Below are 17,935 nucleotides of genomic sequence, written 5' to 3' on the forward strand. Positions count from 1 at the left end.
CACATATGGGAAACACACGAGGCGGCCGCAAACGCGCAATGCCACAACCCACCCAACCAGACCATGACGTTCACGTCGCAGATGGCGTGCGCTTGCAAAAGGTCCTTGCTGAAGCGGGCGTAGGGTCACGCCGTGAATGTGAGAACCTCATCGCTCAAGGACGCGTTGAGATTGATGGACAAATCGTCATGGAACTCGGTGTTCGTGTTGACCCCGTCAAGAACAACATTCTTGTTGACGGCTTGAAGATCGTGGTTGATTCATCAAAGATCACCATCGCTGTCAATAAACCGCGCAAAATGGTTGCCACCATGCATGACCCTGAGGGGCGCCCAACCGTCGCGGACTTGGTGAAGAATCGTTCAGAGCGTCTCTTCCATGTCGGACGTCTTGACTTTGAATCTGAAGGCCTGCTGCTCCTCACCAACGACGGTGAGTTGGCAAACCGCCTGTCGCACCCACGCTTCGGTGTTCGCAAAACCTACCTGGTCACAGTTCAGGGCCGCGTGCCCAACGGGCTCGGTTCCCAACTCTTGAAGGGCATCACGCTCGACGACGGTGAGATTGCACTCGACCGCTACCGCATCGTGGATTTCAGTGACCAAGAAACCATGATCGAAGTTGAACTACACAGCGGGAAAAACCGGATCGTACGAAGGATTTTCGACTCCGTCGGCCACCCCGTCACCCGGTTGGTGCGCACCGCAATCGGCCCTATTCGCCTTGGTGACCTCAAACAGGGTCGTACTCGCATCATGAGCACAACTGAGGTCGCAACGCTGATGAATCTCGTCGACTTGTAAACCACACAACCACCACTGCGAACCTCGAACATCTGCGAAGGAAAAACATGACAACATCTGCTCCACTGACGGTTGCAATTGATGGGCCCTCAGGGTCAGGGAAGTCAAGCGTGTCACGAGCTGTGGCAACGCGCCTCGGCTTGGCCTACCTAGACACGGGAGCAATGTACCGGGCTGCTGCCTGGTGGTGCCTTCGTGAGGGTGTTGACCTCACAAACGCTGACGCTGTGACAGCTGTCGTTGACACCATGCCGCTGTCTATTTCGTTGGACCCAGCAGCGCAGACCGTTCGGGTAGATGACGTGGATATCACGGAAGCTATCCGCGATTCCGCGATTTCAGCGAAGGTCTCACAGGTCGCAACAAACCTCGATGTACGGGCAATCATGAAGCGCGAGCAGCGAGCACGTATTGCAGCAGAACGCCACGGGGGATTCTCTGGTGGGCGTGGGATCGTGGCAGAAGGGCGTGACATCACAACCGTCATCGCCCCAGACGCCGATGCCCGCATTCTGCTGACAGCATCTGAAGAAGCTCGCCTCGCACGGCGCGCCCAAGACGTTCACGGCGCCGCAGATGCCACAGCAGTTGAAGCAACCCGTGACGAAGTTGTCCGCCGTGATCGCGACGATTCGACCGTGTCTCAGTTCATGCAAGCAGCTGATGGTGTCATCACCATTGATTCCTCAGAGTTGACGTTTGACCAAACTATTGATGCGGTTCTCCACGCCATCAACCAGTCCACACAATCTCACTAAAACCACCAGTACCTCGGCCACACGGGCATGTGACGCGTTCGCCCGTGTGGCCGAGGGCTTTTCCTGAAAGAATAGATATATGAGTACCCCTGATGAGAGCTTCATCGATGATGACCTGAATCGCGAGCAGGCGCTGCGCGCCGGACTTAATGACTACGAACTTGGTGACGATGACCTGGAACTGCTCCAGGGCGATAACGACGAAGGCCGCCCAGCACCAGCGCCAAAGGCACTACCCGTTTTGGCTATTGTTGGACGCCCAAACGTTGGAAAGTCAACTCTCGTCAACCGCATCATCGGCCGCCGTGAGGCAGTAGTTGAAGACAAGCCCGGTGTGACACGTGACCGTGTCAGCTACCCATCGGATTGGGCTGGGCGCGAGTTCATGCTCGTTGATACTGGTGGTTGGGAAACTGACGTGCTGGGCATCGACGCCCGAGTTGCTGAGCAAGCAGAAGTCGCCGTCTCCCTCGCCGATGCAGTTATTTTTGTTGTGGACTCCACAGTGGGTGCCACAGCAACTGACGAGCAAGTCGTCCGCCTTCTGCGTAAATCCGGCAAGCCCGTTGTGTTGTGTGCCAACAAAGTTGACTCATCGAAAGCTGAAGCAGACGCCACAGCGCTGTGGAGCCTAGGGCTAGGGGAACCATTCCCCGTTTCCGCACTTCACGGTCGCGGTACCGGTGATCTTCTTGACGCCGCGATGAAAGCTCTACCTCGCGTGTCCGAGCATGGTGTCGCCCGCCCTGATGGTCCCCGCCGGGTCGCCCTTGTTGGACGCCCGAATGTTGGTAAGTCATCTCTCCTCAACAAGGTCGCGCAAGAAGATCGCGTTGTCGTCGATTCAACAGCGGGAACCACGCGTGACCCGGTGGACGAACTCATTGAGCTCAAAGGTAAGCAGTGGATCTTTGTGGACACTGCCGGTATTCGCCGTCGTGTCCACATGTCACAAGGCGCTGACTTTTACGCGTCATTGCGGACCACAGCTGCCATCGACAAAGCCGAAGTTGCGGTCATCCTCCTCGATTCCTCGGAAACGCTCTCTGAGCAGGACCAACGTATCGTGTCTTCAGTTGTTGATTCTGGCCGCGCAGTTGTTGTGGCATTTAACAAGTGGGACCTCATGGATGACGATCGCCGGCGCTACCTTGAGCGAGAAATTGAGAAAGACCTCGCTCAAATTAGTTGGGCCCCACGGGTCAACGTCTCAGCACGTACCGGCTGGCACCTCGAAAAACTTGTTCCTGCATTGGAACGATCATTGGAATCGTGGGACACCCGCATTTCAACTGGGCGCCTCAACTCGTTCTTGGGTGAACTTGTCTCAGGTAACCCACACCCGGTACGCGGTGGTAAACAGCCTCGTATCCTCTTCGCAACCCAGGCATCGACCCGTCCACCACGGTTTGTCCTATTCACCACAGGCTTCATTGAAGCAGGTTACCGCCGATTCATCGAGCGTCGTCTCCGAGAAGAATTCGGTTTCGAAGGTACGCCAATAGAGATATCGATACGTGTGCGCGAGAAGCGCAAGCGCTAATCGCCTAGGCTGTGACCATGTCTTATGGTCTTGAACAAGCAGTCGAAAAGATGCGTTCCGCTGGGGTCCACGACACCGCGATCGCAGTGTTCACCCGTCTCTATGCCCTAGTAGAGAGCAACGAAGACGGCTACATCCACGAGTCGGAGGTTACTCCGCTCGTGGATGTTCCATCATTAGGGGATCTTCCCAAAGCTTCTGATGGCAGCGCGCTAGGGCGTACGGCACTCGTGCGACTCAACGGGGGATTAGGCACCTCCATGGGGATGACCCAAGCCAAGTCGCTGTTGCCAGTTCGCGGGGACAAGACATTCCTGGACACCATCGTGAACCAGGTTCTTGATGCCCGAACACGCTATGGCATCGAGCTCCCGCTGATTTTCATGAACTCATTCCGCACCGAAGAAGACACACTCCGTGCGCTGGCTGCCTACCCTGAACTAGCGGTGCCAGGTTTCCCACTGTCAATGCTGCAGAATCAAGAACCAAAACTCCGCGCAGATGACCTCACTCCAGTGCAATGGCCGCAAGATCCTTCACTTGAATGGTGCCCACCAGGCCACGGCGATGTGTACACAGTGCTCCAAACATCGGGGGTACTTGATGCACTTGAAGCGCACGGCATCGAATACATCAACATCGCCAACGCAGATAACCTTGGCGCTTACCCAAGCGCTGACGTTGCACAATGGTTTGCACAGTCCGATGCCCCATTTGCCGTTGAGGTAGCTGAACGTACTCCGGCAGACCGCAAAGGTGGACACGTTGTTGTCCGCGATGGTCAATTAGTTCTGCGTGAGACAGCACAAACTGCGCCGCAGGACGTCGAGGCGGCCGCTGATATTTCGCGACACCGCTATTTCAACACCAACACCCTATGGCTACGGGTCTCAGCCCTCCGTGAAGCACTAGGTGCAACTCAGGGTGTTCTTGAGCTTCCGCTGATCAAAAACCTCAAAACTGTTGACCCTACCGACTCAACCTCACCTGAGGTAATCCAGATTGAGGTTGCGATGGGCGCTGCTGTCCAAGTGTTCCCTGGCGCAACAGCACTACACGTAGACCGCAGCCGCTTCTTGCCTGTGAAAACAACTGACGATCTTCTCCTTGTGCGATCAGATGTTTACGAACTCGATGAGATGTTCCGGCTCCGGGCTCGTGGTCCCGAACCATTGATCACCCTGGACCCACAGCACTACAAGTTTGTGGGGGACTTCGAAGCTGCGTTTAGTGAGGGAGTTCCGAGCCTCAACGGTGCAACGTCATTGACCGTTTCCGGGCCACATTCCTTCGGTGCGAACGTTCGTGTAGAAGGGGAAGGGCGCCTGACGAACGATGGCGACGCCATCACAGTGCCTGACGGTGCTGTCATCGACAGTGACGGGTTCCACACCGTGTGACCTGCCCTGAGATTCATCTCGTTTTCACATTCGCTGCCCTTCTGGGGTACGATTCAATGGTTGCAAATCAGCAGGTACCCCTTTGATGGGGACGCTGACTTGCATCGGGCTATGGCGCAGCTTGGTAGCGCGTCCGTCTGGGGGGCGGAAGGTCGTGGGTTCAAATCCCGCTAGCCCGACAATGAAAGGTCCACCTTCGGGTGGGCCTTTTTTGTGTTGTCGGCGTGGCTCATCCGACGCTATGGAACACCAGCATTACACTCAGTATGTTCCGTCAACTACAACTCAAGGAGTGCCATGCGAGTTCTCGACGCTGAAGGGCTCGGTCGTCTTGTCAGAGCGCGGCGCATCGAACTAGGCATGAGCCAAACTGAGTTGTCGGCGAAAATTGGGTCGACCCGCCAGTGGCTATCCCGCTTTGAGCAAGCATCGAACGATGTGTCGTTAGCTCACGCACTAGCCGTTCTTTCCGCGCTCAACCTCGAACTTCATGTGCCGTTATCGAGCGAAAAGTCCCTCGCAACCGACCGGGACCGGCGTTCCCAACCTCCCACGAGCGCAACAGGCACAGTACCGGCGCCCTCACCAGAAACAAAAACAAACCGTTTTGCTCGCCTGCGGGAACGCGACGCGTTAGAAAGCGTGTCCGGTTCATCGGTGATGACATCACAAATACCAGTGATTTCTCCAACTGGGGCCGTGGCGTCTGCAGGGACATCTACTCCAGGCGATCACCGAGCGGCGGAAACCACAGATACACGTGGTGGCAACCGTGGGCGCCCCCAAGATCTATGGGATCGGTCGACACTTCCACGCCGAGTCAGCACAAAACCCGGCCTCCGATCACAATGGAAGCCGGGTCAATCAGTGGATGAAGAAATAGCGAGAATCAGGCAGTCTGGATTATTCCAGCAGGATCGCTAGCGCAAAATATAGGGTTGGCGGATCTCATAACGGTACGCTTCACGCCGACGAGCTCTATCCGCCCACCAGCGCCGAGTCGTCTCGTCGCGCTTCAACCATCTGGCCATGTGCGTCACCTGCTTTCTACTCTGAGTAATCGTGTCACTCATCCGCTGCAGGGTGCTCGCCTTGAACACCCTTGTCCACGGCTGGTTTCGTTCTCGGGGTGTGAGAACAATACATTAATTGTGACAGCGAACACGTCGAAGGCTCTGGGATAAACGTCCCGCTATCAGGTATTTCACCCGTACTCGTTGGTGAATGCTGCTTAAGGTTCTATACCCTGAGCCCGCAACAACGACGCGAAATCTGGACTAGAGAAATCTCCACCTTCTCCCGCCTTAGTCGTGGGGGTGGTGCGTGACGATTCACCGCTACCGTTTCCCCCGCTTTCCAGCATAGAACCAGCCAGCTCCCTTGTAGCTCGGCCAATTCGTGCAGTTAATGCTGCAGCGCTACGAGGGTCTCCCCAATCATTTGTTGCCGCGTAGATGCCTGTCGCAACCACCGCGGCCTTGGCGTAGGTGAAAATTGGACGAACCGCGTAATCTAGCGCTAGTTGATGCCGTTCGGTGCCGCCAGTTGCGGCCAAAAGTACGGGTTTACCTTCAAGCCACTGCGGATCGATCGTGTCAAGGAAACTCTTTGCCAGACCAGCAATGGATTGGGAGTACACAGGTGTAACAAAAACCAAGGCATCTGCTGAACGAATTTTTTCGTGCACCTCAGCCAGTGCGCTTGGCGCAAACCCAGTGAGTAGATGATCGACCACAGCGTGAGCGCTGTCGCGTAGCTCATGGATTTCATAGTGGACTGCCTCGGTTTCTCCGAGGGAGGCGACATTTTCCGCTATACGTTCCGCCAGGAGTCGCGTTGATGATGGTGTTGAAAGACCACCTGATAGCAAAAGCACATGTGTCATGGAGTTAAACCCTTCCCGTAACAGCATCTCCGGCGGCGTAAACAGTTGCATCTCGCGCCCCGCCAGCTGCGCGAGTTCGGGCGTCATGTGTTGGTGCATCAGGTACGTCAGCAGGGCGGCCGACAGCCATTTCGCGCCGGAGCACAGGAACAACCTCACTGCCGAGAATCTCAATTTGGTCGAGTACTGTTCCTAGCGGAAGGCCTGCGTGATCGATGAGGAACAGTTGGCGTTGGTAGTCGCCCACATGGTCACGCATCGCCGCGTAGCGGTCGATCACCTGTTGCGGGCTCCCAACAGTTAACGGCGTTTGGGCAGAAAAGTCTTCCAAGGAAGGGCCATGTCCATATACCGGTGCGTTATCGAAATACGGGCGGAACTGCCGCACGGCTTCTTGAGAGTTCTTGTGCATGAACACTTGACCGCCTAGACCAACAATTGCTTGGTGTGCTGCGCCATGGCCGTAGTGTTCGAAACGCTGACGATACAACTGGACCATCTGTTTTGTGTGAGACATTGGCCAAAAGATGTTGTTGTGGAAGAAACCATCACCATAGTAGGCGGCTTGCTCCGCGATTTCTGGAGTGCGGATCGAGCCATGCCACACGAAGGGAGAGACCCCATCAAGTGGGCGTGGTGTTGCCGTGAATCCTTGAAGCGGGGTGCGGAACTGCCCTTCCCAGTTCACCACATCGTTATCCCACAGTTTGCGCAACAGTGCGTAATTCTCAATCGCTAGTTCCACACCTTTACGATTGTCCTGACCGAACCAGGGATAAACAGGTCCAGTATTTCCGCGCCCCATCATGAGGTCGACTCGGCCGTCTACGAGATGTTGGAGAGTTGCGTAGTCTTCCGCGATTTTCACTGGGTCGTTTGTTGTGATGAGTGTTGTTGCTGTTGAGAGCAGGATGTTTTTCGTCTGTGCGCCGATATAGGCCAGAGTCGTGGTGGGGGAGGAGGGTACGAATGGCGGGTTGTGGTGCTCGCCAGTCGCGAAAACATCGAGGCCTACCTCTTCGGCTTTTTGTGCGATTGCCACTGTTGCCTTGATGCGTTCGTGTTCTGTGGGGGCTGAGCCATTTGTTGGGTCGGCGGTGATGTCACCAACGGTGAAAATTCCAAAGTGCATCATGGGTCCTCCTGAAAGTATGTGCTGTCACTCAGAGTAACGATTGAAGGTTCAACTATATTCCGTTCTGCACTCTCACACCACCGTTGCACGGTAAAGTCACACCATGGCTTCGTTTCGACTCATCCTGACCGTCGGCGTGATCCGCGCTCCTATTCCTGCCCCTGACGTGCTACCCACCGTGGCAAATCTTGTAGGAACTTACGCCACGGTTGAACACCGAGATGTTGCCATATCGCGGGGAAAGCCGCAGATGATTATTCGATTCACCGCTGACGATGCCGAGCAAGCGCGCCGCGTCGCACGATCAGTTGCACCTGAGCTTGAGGAACTTGTTGAAGTCAGCGACTTGGCTCTCGTTGCCCTGCATCGTGGACGCCCGGTGCCATTGCCGCTCACCGGGTTGCGTACCAACAATGGTGACGGAATGTCAGAGGTATGATGCATGGTTAACCCCATGGAATCGCACCTGACCAGCACACATACCGGCCCACTTGCTTTTCCGAGTGAACACGACGTTCTTCGACTTGTTGACCACTCGCGCTCTGACAACACACACCGCACTTACGATGTTGGTGTGCGATCGTGGGCTCGGTTTGCCTCGACCTATTCCTACCAGGCATTCCCCGCTGACCCAGCTGAGGTGGCACTGTGGCTGTCCGCCCTGTTTGACGAAGGAAAATCAACCGCCACTGCCAAGACATACCTGCAATCTCTGCGCGATCACCATCGAGAGCGTGGTTCGTCGGCTCTGAACGACATTGAAGGTTTGCGGCGAGTGATGCAAGGAATTCAACGACTCAATAGAGAACGAGATGCCCGCAAAGCACGGGCACTGTCGCCCACCGAACTGATGATGCTTGTTGGGCAAAGCAGGATGTCCGGCACATTGCGCGGCACACGTGACACAGCGTGGTGGTTACTCTGCACGTCATTAGGCTTGCGATATAGCGATGCGGCGATTTTAGAACGCCGCGATATCAGGTTCGTCGAGGAGAAAGGTGCAGTAGTCACACTGCGATTCTCTAAAACTGACCAGTTTGCGCGGGGGACAGATCTCGCCCTCGCACGAGCTCGTTTTGCACACGTCGATCCAGTCATGGCACTCACTGATCTGCTGAAGGCTTTGCCTGAGGACCCGCACACCCCAGTATTCCAAAGTGTTTTGAAATCCAACCGCTGGTCTGGTCGCTCTTTGACGAACACTGGACTTAATAAGGCGATCCGCCGCCTTGCGGATGACACTGGCATCAACGGAGAGCGCCTGACCGCTCACAGTGCACGAGTCACCTTCGCAACAAACGCCTATGCCGCAGGTATTGATGAATCGGCTATAGCTATCACAGGACGATGGAAGTCTCTTAGTGTGCAACGTTCTTACCGTAGGGTAGATGACGAGTCATTATTTGATAAACGCTCAACAGCATCATACTGGTTAGAAGAGACGTTATCTCGCTAGCACAGATACCGATTCAACTACGTTTTCGTTAGAAGAGTGTTACCTACCATGTTAGGTAACACTCTTCTTTGATGTTCTCTACCTTTTAATTCAGTAGAACATCGTAGTATCCGCGCACAACATAGATGCCTGTAACCACTTATAAAACGTATACATCGTGAGCAGAGTAGTGACCTCAGATATCGTTTAACAGACATTAAAGACCTAACCCCATGTATCACCCGGGTTGAGCGTGATTCTGGTTGGTTGGAATAATCGAAGGTTATTCAAACCAATCAAACAGAGCGGTTACGCGGAGAAAATCTTATTGAAGGCTAAATGGGTCTAGATCTTAATGATCTGTTAAATACTTTATGAGCGCACAGTTTAATATCCATGATAGGAGTGCATGAGTTACTACCAGAGTGAAATGGTATTAGAGACTCTTAGGCGCTACGTTTGAGAAACGTACTATTACCTGGAGTCTACAGATGCGTATCTAAAGATTTAACCTACATATTGCCACTAGGAGAACGCTCTAAGTGTCTAATGTGAAACGCGTAGAGTTATCGTATAACTTCTTCTAGGTACTCTGCGCTGATAGAACCTGAAAATGATTGGCTAAGCGCTTTGTCCATTAGATCCGATTCGGGAACAGCGAAGGAAAATTCGACTTCCGAACCGTAGATCACATCGTCAAGGTGTCCGCCATGCTGAGGAAGCCAGTCACGGAGAAAGTACTCAACTCTTCCTGCGTGGGCATGATCTGTTGAGATCCGTCCAGCAGAAAGCCAGCGGCGTTCAACCAGTGGAGCACCATCCAATACACCTGACGTTGCGGAGGAATACGCGCGGACGAGTCCGCCAGCTCCAAGGAGAGTTCCACCAAAATATCGAGAAACCACGACAACAACATCGGTTAAGTTCCGCGCTCTCAGAACTTCTAGCATGGGAATGCCTGCGGTGCCGGATGGTTCTCCATCATCAGAGGAGCGTTGCGATGGGGTTTCTTTGCCTACGCTAAGAGCAAGACAATGGTGGCGGGCATCCCAAAATTCGCTGCGGACTGCGGCAATGAATTGCTGCGCCTCATCAACTGTTGTGACATGAGCCGCGCTAGCAATGAAGCGAGATTTTTTGATGACCAGTTCTTCACGATGGACGCCATCAATGGTGGAGGGCAGAGTCGGCTTGCTGCGTGTCATGGCTGCTCACCTCCTGTGAACGGTTCCACAACAACACTGCAACGAACCCCATGATTCCCGCTGGGACAATCAGGCCCCCCATCACTGATCGTTCTGGGGAAGTAGTCGAGACGAGCCACACCACACTGACCAGCCCACACGTTGTGGCAATCGTTTTCCAACCGCGGAGATACACAGTCCGAATAGCGCTCATGTCCCATGGGTGGCGCGCACTCATGCCGACAAAGCCGCGGCTTGTGGCAGTTAACGCCACAAGGAGTACAACATTGCTGGCAGTTGTGAGGTTCACCAGTTCCTCGGAGCTTCCAATCAGGTTGGCGACAGTCAACAACCAAGTGAATATCACAGGGAGCAATGGGGCGCGTAAATACCCCACCACTCCAATGAGTGCAGCGCTGATAACAAGTACGGTTCGCATGGTTGGAGTCATCCACCATGTTGCAATGGCGGTGGTTGCAATGATGATGACCCACAATGGTAAGTAGACCAGCGCACCAGCGATGTGTGGCCCACCTTCAATATGGGGCGTAATGTCGCGGCTGTTATGTCGTTGTGCGCGATGACTAGATAGATTGCGAAAAAGCACAGATGTCATCTCCTGGTACGGCGTGTGGCGTGGGCGATGGCAGCAAGTCGCTCGTTAGGGACTTCCTGATCCCACGCGATGATGTCCACACCCAATGAGCGTATGGTGTGCAGCCGAGCTTCCCGTTCAATGTTGACAATGCGCCACCCAAGTTGTGTGCGTTGCGTTAACCCCCACGTGGAGAGCTTGGGCAACGTATCAATGACAATGACATCGTGCCCATGGGAGACAAGTTGCGCGGTCATGTGTGGTGCAACATCATCGAGGCAAGTGGTCAACAGGTAAACCCGCGCACCTGTGGGAAGGGCCGGCGGGCGCACGCGATGTTGTGGCGCACCGTAAGGAGATGCCATAGCAAGTGCGTAAAGAATCCTCACCATATGGCGTCGACCTGCGGATGGTGGAACAGGGGGACGCGGCCGACCAAGGTCATCACAGCCTACGCGGTCACCTAAATCGAGGTGCGCTTTCGCGAGTGAACTTCCGGCAATACGTGCTATGTCTAGAGAGGTGCGTTGATCTGGACGCGGGGCACTTCCTGATCCCCACAGATCAATTTCTCTGCCGACATCGTCACGCGAATCGATCATGAGAATAATGTCTGACTCTGCTTGTGCGTCTGTTCGCCGTACATATAGTTGATCGAGGTCAGGGGAACGGCGTGCAGTTGCCCGCCAATTGATTGTTGATGTTCGATCTCCTCGCTGCATAACGTCAACGTCATGAAACTCAGTTCCACTCCCGCGCTTGGAGGAACGGTGTGGTCCCGTGAGTCCTCGGACGGAAGAACTCGTTGGAACGTGAGGCAGATGTTCAGGTTGAGGTAGCACCATCACGCGATCGGGACGGTGAACCATAGGTTCTGTCATGAACAGGCCGTCGTCACTCACCGTGGTAACGGCAATCTCCCCGAGATCCCTTATTCCAGTCCGCGCCATTGGAACAGTAATTGACACACTGCAATCCTGTTGAACTGCTGTCACTACTGATGTGTCGTCAGCGCCTGGGTATCTTACTGTCACAGCAGCTAGGCTAGATATTGGTGCTTTGAGGGTCAGACGCATCGTGAGTTTCCCATTTTCGGGCTCATTCTCGGCAATCGGTGCAGTCTCTACACTGACATCAACGGGGTCTTGTGGGCGTGAGCCAGTCCGTTCGTGAACGAGTAGTAACAGACCCACAGTGACAACCATAAGCAGCGGGCGAGCGGAAAGGACTGCCAAAACAGCACTGATTGCCGCGAGAACAACAAGGACCTCACGGGTTGACGTTCTGTACCAGGTACCCCCTTGCATGGATGCTTAGTTCCCTGCGGAATCGGCGGGTTGGGTTGTGCTTTCAGAGGGTTCGGGCAGCTCAGATGAGGTCGTGGAGGGTGTGGGTACAGATGCGAGAACACTGTTGACGATATCTTCTTGCGTGACCCCCGTTGCCCATGCGGTGGGAGTGAGCGTTATGCGGTGGGCCAAAACGGATGGTGCGATCGTTTTAATGTCTTCAGGTATGACAAAGTCACGTCCCTGTATAACGGCATAGGCCCGCCCAAGGAGTGCGAGTGCTTGGGTTCCTCGCGGTGATGCTCCCACCTCAGCGGACTGATGTGATCTGGTGGCGTGGGTAATGTTCACGCAATAGTCAACGATGTCAGCGTCAATGTGAACCCGTTCAAGAGTTTCTTGCATGGCGATCAGTTGTTCTGCGGTGATGACAGGGGTGACCTGGGCAGTTTCTTGGTGTCGATCAAGGCGGCGAGTCACCATCGTTGCTTCGTCGTGTGGTGAGAGGTAACCCACTCGTAATCGCACCATAAATCGGTCGAGTTGGGCTTCTGGTAGTGAGTATGTTCCTTCAAATTCAACCGGGTTTGAGGTGGCAACAACGTGGAACGGGGCAGGGAGTGCGTAGGTTGTTCCGTCGATGCTGACTTGCTGCTCGGCCATAGCTTCGAGCAGGGCGGACTGTGTTTTGGGGGCTGTCCGGTTGATTTCGTCAGCGAGAAAAAGACCAGTAAAAATGGGGCCCTTGCGGGTTTCAAATTCACGTGTAGCTGGGTTGAACAGTGCTGCACCGGTGATGTCTGAGGGAAGTAGATCCGGGGTGCATTGAAGCCTGGTGAAATCTAACCCTAGTGTTGTGGCCAGTGTGCGAGCGAGCAGTGTTTTTCCCAGCCCGGGTACGTCTTCGAAAAGAACATGCCCTTTAGCAAGGATCGCAGCGAGCGCTATGGGAGTTGATGAGTGCATTCCAACGACTGCGGTGGAAATCTCATCGAGGATTCGTTGCGCATGTTGTGAGACGTCGTGTGGAGTCATCAGTTTTTCCTTCGTGTCGGCGAGAGCGGAGTGGACAGCGACTCAAGGGCCGCCAGAAGGTCATGAACGTGGCGAGTCGTCATGCCGGATGTTCGATGCATGAGTTCGTCATAGATTGTGGGCCCAAGGATGTGGCGAGCCTGTTCGGCGCCCTTTTGTGTTGTGACGTCTACGTTGTGGTGGGCAAGAACCGTCGTTGTAATCGTCAGCAGGCGATGATGCCCTGAGTAGGATGTGGCGTTGTCTCGAGTAGCGATGGTCCAGGAAAGTTCGGCAATGTCGTTCCGAGCTCCGGAACGATCAAGGAAAGTTCGTGGTCGCTCTGGGAGATGTTCCACCGAGCCACGATGAATTACCCCAACGAGGGCAGCGATTGCACCAGTTCCCAGGGCCAACGCATGGACGGGGTGCATGAAGGAAAAGACGCTGAGTGCACACAGGGCAAGAGCGATCAGGCTGGCCAAAAGAAGTGTGGTTTTTTTCGTCATGTCGCGTCACCAGGTGAGAGTTGCTGGATCGCAAGAGAGTCAGCGATCGCGTCGAGTGCAGCCAGGGCTCGTTCCGCTTGTTCGCGGGACAGTGGTGTTCTGGCATAGCGGGCCTGATGATACGCCCTTTGTAGTGCTTCGATCTGGGCGGATGGCGCATTGGTGAGTGACAGGAGTGCGACTGTGAATTCAGTGGGTGTTTGCCATGGTTTTTTCCGGATCCCGGCAGATGCAGCGGCTTCTTCGAGTGCTACCCACGCTGAAATAATGGCGTCGTGTGGGCTGGTGGCAGATCTCATGATGAGTTGCGATGCCCGGATTGCCTCGTCGAAGTGTTCGTTCAGGGCGTTGATCGCACCACTTTCGGCGTCGTTGCCGTCGTGTGTGAGGGTGCGTTCGTCAGATGTATCGGTGGTGGTTCTCTGTCCGCGTGCTGCGAGGATTCGCCTGATGAGAAAAGCAATCAGGACAGCGATCGCTAGGCCAAAAATCGCGATGACGACGGTGGAGAGTTTGTTACCGAGTTCTGAGTCTGCCGGGGTTTCTTCGAGAGGTGGCGGGGTGACCGGTGGTGGGGTGGTGAACTCCTCGGTGAAGGTTGGGGGCTGTGCGGGGCTTGATGGGAAGGTGATGCTCACCGGGGACATAAGCGTTAATCCAACGACTGTGATTACTCCACACAGGATAAGGAGTGCATGTTGTTGGCGTGTCATGAGTCGCGGGGTTCTCTATGAGTTATTGGTGCGGCGGGCTTGGGCTGATTGTGCGGCGTAAACTCCGCTCAGTGCTGCGGTGAGGAACGCGAGGGGATCTGCAGAGTAGCGCCGTCCCATGGTGGACAGTGGGATGGGGGATTGGGTAAGAGCCTGGTGTAGTTCTTCTTCCAGCGGTTCATGGTGGTATATGTGATGTGGTGCTTGAGCACTCAAGTCGCTGATTTGTTGGCTGATGAGTTCCAGAATTGTTGGTGCTGGCAGGGCATCACTGTTCCTGATTACTTCTTCGAGCCACGCCGCAGATGTTGTTTCGGGGCAGATGACGGTGGCGGGGGCTAGTGTCGCTCGCCCGATTGCTGTCAGTGAATGGTGGGAGATGCCTTGGTGGCGGGGGCGCGCATCGGCGCCTGAGACACGCAGCGATGCAATGGGTTGCCCGCCAAGAATGTGTGTTGCGTTGAGTACTTCTCCGACGTGTATTCCAGAGAATCCCCAGGGGGTTCCTGTGCCAAGGTTTCCGGGGCCTTGAATCACGAGGGCGATGTCAGCATGCAGAACGTGTTCTGCGGCGAGGAGCCCCGTGTGGATGGTGGCTGCCTCGTAGTCCCCGCCGTAGGCCTGGCCTGTGGTGATTGTTGCGCTAATGCGCCCTGATGATCGCAGGGCATCAATGGTGCGGGAGAACCATGCTGGTAATGCCCCGCCGTCGGTCATGATGTAGACGATGTTGAGTGGGGTGGGCGTCGCGTGTTCGATGCCAGTGATAATCGCGGGGAGCGCAGAGTGGAGGTCAGCGGTGACCACGGGGAGCCCGTTGAGGTCTGTCGCTTCGCGCATTGTGTCATGGTGGGGTGATTCTTGTTCGTCTACACCGAGCACCATTGCTTGCGTTGGTGTGTAGCGCGCTTTCACCAAGTGTCCTGCTGTGTGTGGTGGGCGTTCTGCTGCCCCACGGTCTGTCAGAACTGCTGCGACCAGTGCGTAGCCACCTGTGCCAAGACCGCGATCGAGTGCGGTGGAGTTCAGCGCTACGTGGTCGCCTTGCTCAAGTGGCCCAATGAGGTGTGGGTAGGCCAACGCTCTGATGGTGTTGCCCTGTGAGTCGTGGACCTGCAGTTCTTGCGCGCCGTTCCAGTGTCGCCCCAGCGACACGACTTTTCCTGTTCGCCATGTGATCACAGAACTAACCGTACTGGACTAGCGTGGGTGGTGATGAATGGTTCACTTCCTGCAGCGGAGAGATTGTTGAATCTCGTGATCGCGCTGCGCAATACAACGGGGCGTATGACGCGACGCGAAATCCAGGAGAAAGTGGCTGGGTATCCGCGTGATGCTCGCCCATCTGCTTTTGAGCGCATGTTTGAACGCGACAAAGAGATGCTGCGGGATCTTGGTATTCCGTTGATAACGGAAGATGCTGCGCATCCTGAAGATGTTGGGTACCGCATCGATCACGCATCGTATTCGCTTGGTGATGTTCGGTTGACGCCGGAAGAGTTTTCTTTGGTGACGATTGCCACGAGTTTGTGGCGTGAAACGTCGGTTGAGTCGTTGTCGCATCGTGCGCTTACTAAGTTGCGTACCGGGTATCACGGGCAGGAGGATCTGCAGTTACTTACTGGTGTTGTCCCTTCGTTGCGTGATGTGTCAGGTGCGTATGAACCTGTGGTTACGGCTTTGGCTGGTGGTAGGTCTCTGCGTTTCACGTATCGTTCTGCGCATTCAGGCAGTTTGCGGTTGCGCACTGTAGATCCGTGGCGGTTGGTGTTGCGTGATGGGAATTGGTATCTCGTGGGGCGCGACGTCGATGTGGATCAGCCGAGGGTGTTTAAGCTGTCCCGTATTGCAGGCCGAGTTCAGGTGCTTGGGCCACCGGGGTCGGTTGATATACCTGAGGTTTGCGATGTTGATGCTCTGATGGGGGCAGCGCGTGGGCCCAGTAGTGTCGCGGTCGTTGGTGTGCGTCCAGGTTCTGCACCACGTTTAGTTGCACGTTCGACACGAGTAGATCAGCCCGTTGTGGATGGCTTTTTAACCTTCGAGTGTCTGTGGCATGGTGAAGCTCAACTGGTTGAGGAGCTTGCTGCCTATGGTGATGGCGTTGTTGTGCTGTCACCGCCGGTGTTGCGTGATGCTGTTATTGCCAAATTGGTTGGGGTCACTCGTGTAGTGGGCTCGCAGGAGGGAGAACGCCGTGGCTGAACGAACTCCGGACAGGCTGGCGCGTTTATTGGCGTTGGTGGCTCATGTCTCCCAATCAGGTCCAACTCCACTTTCCGAGTTGGCGCGGTTATATGGCACATCGAGTGAGCAGATACGGCGTGACATTAATTTATTGTGGGTCACAGGGACTCCCGGTTACTTGCCGCAAGACCTCATTGATTTTGATGCCGATGCGCTGGAGCGAGGCATTGTGCGTGTCACGCAGGACCGCGGGTTACGTGAGCCGTTACGTCTTGGCCCGCAGGAAGGGTTGAGTGTGTTGGCTGCGTTGCATGCATTGCGGGGGATTCTTGCTGCGGGGTCTGCTCAGTCTTCTGTTGTGGCGGCGGTTGAGCAATTGGAACAAAAAGTTGCGTTGTCGTTAGGCCCGGTTGCTCGAGCGATTGATATCGAGGTGCGCCCTGAAGTTTCTCCGTTGACATTGCAGGCACTGCAGGAGGCTATTGTCGAGCGCAGACAAGTGGTGTTGGAGTATGTTGATGTCGCTGATCGGGTCACGGTGCGCACGGTTGAGCCCGCAGCGTTGTTTAATGATGGAGAGTCGTTCTACCTGGATGCTTGGTGTCTTACGTCCGGTTCTGGTCGGGTTTTTCGTGTTGACCGGATGGCGCACGTTGAGGTTCTTGCTTCACTCGCAACGCAGGTAGATTACCGCCCGTCGTTGTCCGCGGTTCCACGGGGCGAGGGGCATAGCGTCGATGTCCTTGTCACCGAACAGGGACGTTGGCTTGTTGAGGAACTACCTGCCCGAGAAGTAGTTGATGTTGCGCAAGGTGTTTTAGTACGTCTGGATGTCGTCAATGATCACTGGCTGAATCGTTTGTTGCTGCAGCATGGTGATGTTATTCAACGTGTTTCCCCTTCTTCTGCTGCCGATATTGCAGCAGCGCAAGCGCGTACAGCGTTGCAGCTTTACACCTCAGATGACATTATGAGGGCCGCAGAACAGGTGAGGGATGAGGAAGGCGCTCCATGAATTGGTTTGTGATCTGGACTGTCATCTCGTTGACAGGGCTAGTAATGCTAGCCAGTATTGCTGTGATTTTTGCTCGGTCGGTGAAAGCTCACGTACGCCGTCTTGGTGACGTTGTTGCCGGTGCAGGTGATGAGTTTCATGATGCGAAAGAGAAGGCCTCACAGGTGGAGCGCACGATGCCTCGTCCAGTTGACCTGGAAGCGAGCCCGTTAGTGCGTGCCCAGTTGCGTGAGGTACGGCGGGTGAACGCTGCGCATCGTATTGAACGACGCGACGCTCGGCGTCACATCGCTTACGACCGCTGGTTGAGTGGGCGTTTGCGGGGCTAGTAGTCAGTTGGTGATGGGTATGTCGCTGAGGACAGTTAAACGGTAAGGTGAACACAAGATTCCTCGAAGCGCTTCGATGATGACGTTCGTTCACTCTTCGGCAATGTCGCTGAGGTAGTGTCCGGGGAGTCTAAGATAGAT

General features: G+C 55.1%; 19 protein-coding genes and 1 tRNA gene. 11 read left to right on the forward strand and 9 right to left on the reverse strand.

Going from position 1 to position 17,935, the window contains the following annotated elements; translation table 11 throughout:
• Positions 1-5 precede the first annotated feature (5 nt).
• From G538_RS0113215 to G538_RS17585, 6 genes are all read left to right on the forward strand, one after another.
• Positions 6-803 carry a pseudouridine synthase gene (locus tag G538_RS0113215; protein ID WP_029069670.1) on the forward strand — a complete coding sequence of 266 codons (798 nt, stop codon included), beginning with the start codon at positions 6-8 and terminating at the stop codon, positions 801-803.
• Positions 804-850: 47 nt separating this feature from the next.
• The gene (cmk, locus tag G538_RS0113220; protein ID WP_029069671.1) at positions 851-1,561 is read left to right on the forward strand and encodes a (d)CMP kinase; all 711 of its coding nucleotides are present in this window, start codon (positions 851-853) and stop codon (positions 1,559-1,561) included.
• A 79-nt stretch (positions 1,562-1,640) separates the two neighbouring features.
• On the forward strand, positions 1,641-3,104 hold the full coding sequence (gene der / locus G538_RS0113225; protein WP_029069672.1) for a ribosome biogenesis GTPase Der: 1,464 nt from the start codon (positions 1,641-1,643) through the stop codon (positions 3,102-3,104).
• Positions 3,105-3,121: 17 nt separating this feature from the next.
• Complete coding sequence (locus G538_RS0113230; protein ID WP_035834356.1) at positions 3,122-4,504, forward strand: UTP--glucose-1-phosphate uridylyltransferase; 1,383 nt, start codon at positions 3,122-3,124, stop codon at positions 4,502-4,504.
• A gap of 105 nt (positions 4,505-4,609) precedes the next feature.
• A tRNA-Pro gene (locus tag G538_RS0113235) sits at positions 4,610-4,683 on the forward strand.
• A 118-nt stretch (positions 4,684-4,801) separates the two neighbouring features.
• Complete coding sequence (locus G538_RS17585; protein WP_051197212.1) at positions 4,802-5,428, forward strand: helix-turn-helix transcriptional regulator; 627 nt, start codon at positions 4,802-4,804, stop codon at positions 5,426-5,428.
• A gap of 307 nt (positions 5,429-5,735) precedes the next feature.
• On the opposite strand, the gene G538_RS16950 is transcribed toward G538_RS17585, so the two are convergent.
• Together G538_RS16950 and G538_RS0113255 are read right to left on the reverse strand one after the other, a co-directional pair.
• Entirely contained in the window at positions 5,736-6,389 is a 654-nt protein-coding gene (locus G538_RS16950) for a CE1759 family FMN reductase (protein WP_051197214.1), read from the reverse strand.
• A 4-nt stretch (positions 6,390-6,393) separates the two neighbouring features.
• Entirely contained in the window at positions 6,394-7,521 is a 1,128-nt protein-coding gene (locus G538_RS0113255; protein WP_029069675.1) for an LLM class flavin-dependent oxidoreductase, read from the reverse strand.
• Positions 7,522-7,627: 106 nt separating this feature from the next.
• On the opposite strand from G538_RS0113255, the gene G538_RS17590 reads away from it, so the two are divergent.
• Positions 7,628-7,963, forward strand: a complete 336-nt coding sequence (locus tag G538_RS17590) for a hypothetical protein (RefSeq protein ID WP_051197217.1) — start codon at positions 7,628-7,630, stop codon at positions 7,961-7,963.
• 3 nt (positions 7,964-7,966) lie between these two features.
• Positions 7,967-8,980 carry a tyrosine-type recombinase/integrase gene (locus G538_RS0113265; protein ID WP_029069676.1) on the forward strand — a complete coding sequence of 338 codons (1,014 nt, stop codon included), beginning with the start codon at positions 7,967-7,969 and terminating at the stop codon, positions 8,978-8,980.
• A gap of 545 nt (positions 8,981-9,525) precedes the next feature.
• On the opposite strand, the gene G538_RS0113270 is transcribed toward G538_RS0113265, so the two are convergent.
• From G538_RS0113270 to G538_RS0113300, 7 genes are read right to left on the reverse strand one after another with little or no spacing between them, the layout of a single operon-like run.
• Positions 9,526-10,164, reverse strand: coding sequence for an IMPACT family protein (locus tag G538_RS0113270; RefSeq protein WP_029069677.1), 639 nt, complete (start codon positions 10,162-10,164; stop codon positions 9,526-9,528).
• Positions 10,127-10,759, reverse strand: a complete 633-nt coding sequence (locus G538_RS0113275; protein ID WP_029069678.1) for a hypothetical protein — start codon at positions 10,757-10,759, stop codon at positions 10,127-10,129. The genes G538_RS0113270 and G538_RS0113275 overlap by 38 nt, the downstream gene beginning before the upstream one ends.
• Positions 10,756-12,045 carry a DUF58 domain-containing protein gene (locus G538_RS17595; RefSeq protein ID WP_051197219.1) on the reverse strand — a complete coding sequence of 430 codons (1,290 nt, stop codon included), beginning with the start codon at positions 12,043-12,045 and terminating at the stop codon, positions 10,756-10,758. Before G538_RS17595 ends, G538_RS0113275 begins: the two co-directional genes overlap by 4 nt.
• A 6-nt stretch (positions 12,046-12,051) precedes the next feature.
• On the reverse strand, positions 12,052-13,062 hold the full coding sequence (locus G538_RS16965; RefSeq protein WP_051197222.1) for an AAA family ATPase: 1,011 nt from the start codon (positions 13,060-13,062) through the stop codon (positions 12,052-12,054).
• Positions 13,062-13,550 carry a hypothetical protein gene (locus G538_RS0113290; protein WP_029069679.1) on the reverse strand — a complete coding sequence of 163 codons (489 nt, stop codon included), beginning with the start codon at positions 13,548-13,550 and terminating at the stop codon, positions 13,062-13,064. Before G538_RS0113290 ends, G538_RS16965 begins: the two co-directional genes overlap by 1 nt.
• Positions 13,547-14,263, reverse strand: a complete 717-nt coding sequence (locus G538_RS0113295) for a DUF4129 domain-containing protein (protein ID WP_035834357.1) — start codon at positions 14,261-14,263, stop codon at positions 13,547-13,549. The genes G538_RS0113290 and G538_RS0113295 overlap by 4 nt, the downstream gene beginning before the upstream one ends.
• 15 nt (positions 14,264-14,278) lie before the next feature.
• Positions 14,279-15,445, reverse strand: a complete 1,167-nt coding sequence (locus G538_RS0113300) for a DUF3866 family protein (RefSeq protein ID WP_029069681.1) — start codon at positions 15,443-15,445, stop codon at positions 14,279-14,281.
• Between the two features lie 105 nt (positions 15,446-15,550).
• Here G538_RS0113300 and G538_RS0113305 point away from each other — a divergent pair, with 105 nt between their 5' ends.
• Genes G538_RS0113305 through G538_RS0113315 form a run of 3 tightly spaced genes read left to right on the forward strand, consistent with a single transcriptional unit; the run spans position 15,551 to position 17,794 of the window.
• A complete protein-coding gene (locus tag G538_RS0113305; protein ID WP_169514132.1) occupies positions 15,551-16,468 on the forward strand; it encodes a helix-turn-helix transcriptional regulator in 918 nt (305 codons plus the stop codon).
• Positions 16,461-17,465: a helix-turn-helix transcriptional regulator gene (locus G538_RS16970; RefSeq protein WP_051197226.1), complete on the forward strand. Its 1,005-nt coding sequence runs from the start codon at positions 16,461-16,463 to the stop codon at positions 17,463-17,465. The genes G538_RS0113305 and G538_RS16970 overlap by 8 nt, the downstream gene beginning before the upstream one ends.
• On the forward strand, positions 17,462-17,794 hold the full coding sequence (locus G538_RS0113315; protein ID WP_029069683.1) for a hypothetical protein: 333 nt from the start codon (positions 17,462-17,464) through the stop codon (positions 17,792-17,794). Before G538_RS16970 ends, G538_RS0113315 begins: the two co-directional genes overlap by 4 nt.
• Positions 17,795-17,935 lie beyond the last annotated feature (141 nt).

Source organism: Jonesia quinghaiensis DSM 15701 (assembly GCF_000423205.1).
Classification (GTDB): domain Bacteria; phylum Actinomycetota; class Actinomycetes; order Actinomycetales; family Cellulomonadaceae; genus Jonesia; species Jonesia quinghaiensis.

What these genes read in the sequence shown, in the direction of transcription:
- G538_RS0113215 (WP_029069670.1), top strand. Translation starts at nt 6, where the DNA reads ATGGGAAACACACGAGGCGGCCGCAAACGCGCAATGCCACAACCCACC.
- cmk (WP_029069671.1), top strand. Translation starts at nt 851, where the DNA reads ATGACAACATCTGCTCCACTGACGGTTGCAATTGATGGGCCCTCAGGG.
- der (WP_029069672.1), top strand. Translation starts at nt 1,641, where the DNA reads ATGAGTACCCCTGATGAGAGCTTCATCGATGATGACCTGAATCGCGAG.
- G538_RS0113230 (WP_035834356.1), top strand. Translation starts at nt 3,122, where the DNA reads ATGTCTTATGGTCTTGAACAAGCAGTCGAAAAGATGCGTTCCGCTGGG.
- G538_RS17585 (WP_051197212.1), top strand. Translation starts at nt 4,802, where the DNA reads ATGCGAGTTCTCGACGCTGAAGGGCTCGGTCGTCTTGTCAGAGCGCGG.
- G538_RS16950 (WP_051197214.1), bottom strand. Translation starts at nt 6,389, where the DNA reads ATGACACATGTGCTTTTGCTATCAGGTGGTCTTTCAACACCATCATCA.
- G538_RS0113255 (WP_029069675.1), bottom strand. Translation starts at nt 7,521, where the DNA reads ATGCACTTTGGAATTTTCACCGTTGGTGACATCACCGCCGACCCAACA.
- G538_RS17590 (WP_051197217.1), top strand. Translation starts at nt 7,628, where the DNA reads ATGGCTTCGTTTCGACTCATCCTGACCGTCGGCGTGATCCGCGCTCCT.
- G538_RS0113265 (WP_029069676.1), top strand. Translation starts at nt 7,967, where the DNA reads ATGGTTAACCCCATGGAATCGCACCTGACCAGCACACATACCGGCCCA.
- G538_RS0113270 (WP_029069677.1), bottom strand. Translation starts at nt 10,164, where the DNA reads ATGACACGCAGCAAGCCGACTCTGCCCTCCACCATTGATGGCGTCCAT.
- G538_RS0113275 (WP_029069678.1), bottom strand. Translation starts at nt 10,759, where the DNA reads ATGACATCTGTGCTTTTTCGCAATCTATCTAGTCATCGCGCACAACGA.
- G538_RS17595 (WP_051197219.1), bottom strand. Translation starts at nt 12,045, where the DNA reads ATGCAAGGGGGTACCTGGTACAGAACGTCAACCCGTGAGGTCCTTGTT.
- G538_RS16965 (WP_051197222.1), bottom strand. Translation starts at nt 13,062, where the DNA reads ATGACTCCACACGACGTCTCACAACATGCGCAACGAATCCTCGATGAG.
- G538_RS0113290 (WP_029069679.1), bottom strand. Translation starts at nt 13,550, where the DNA reads ATGACGAAAAAAACCACACTTCTTTTGGCCAGCCTGATCGCTCTTGCC.
- G538_RS0113295 (WP_035834357.1), bottom strand. Translation starts at nt 14,263, where the DNA reads ATGACACGCCAACAACATGCACTCCTTATCCTGTGTGGAGTAATCACA.
- G538_RS0113305 (WP_169514132.1), top strand. Translation starts at nt 15,551, where the DNA reads ATGACGCGACGCGAAATCCAGGAGAAAGTGGCTGGGTATCCGCGTGAT.
- G538_RS0113315 (WP_029069683.1), top strand. Translation starts at nt 17,462, where the DNA reads ATGAATTGGTTTGTGATCTGGACTGTCATCTCGTTGACAGGGCTAGTA.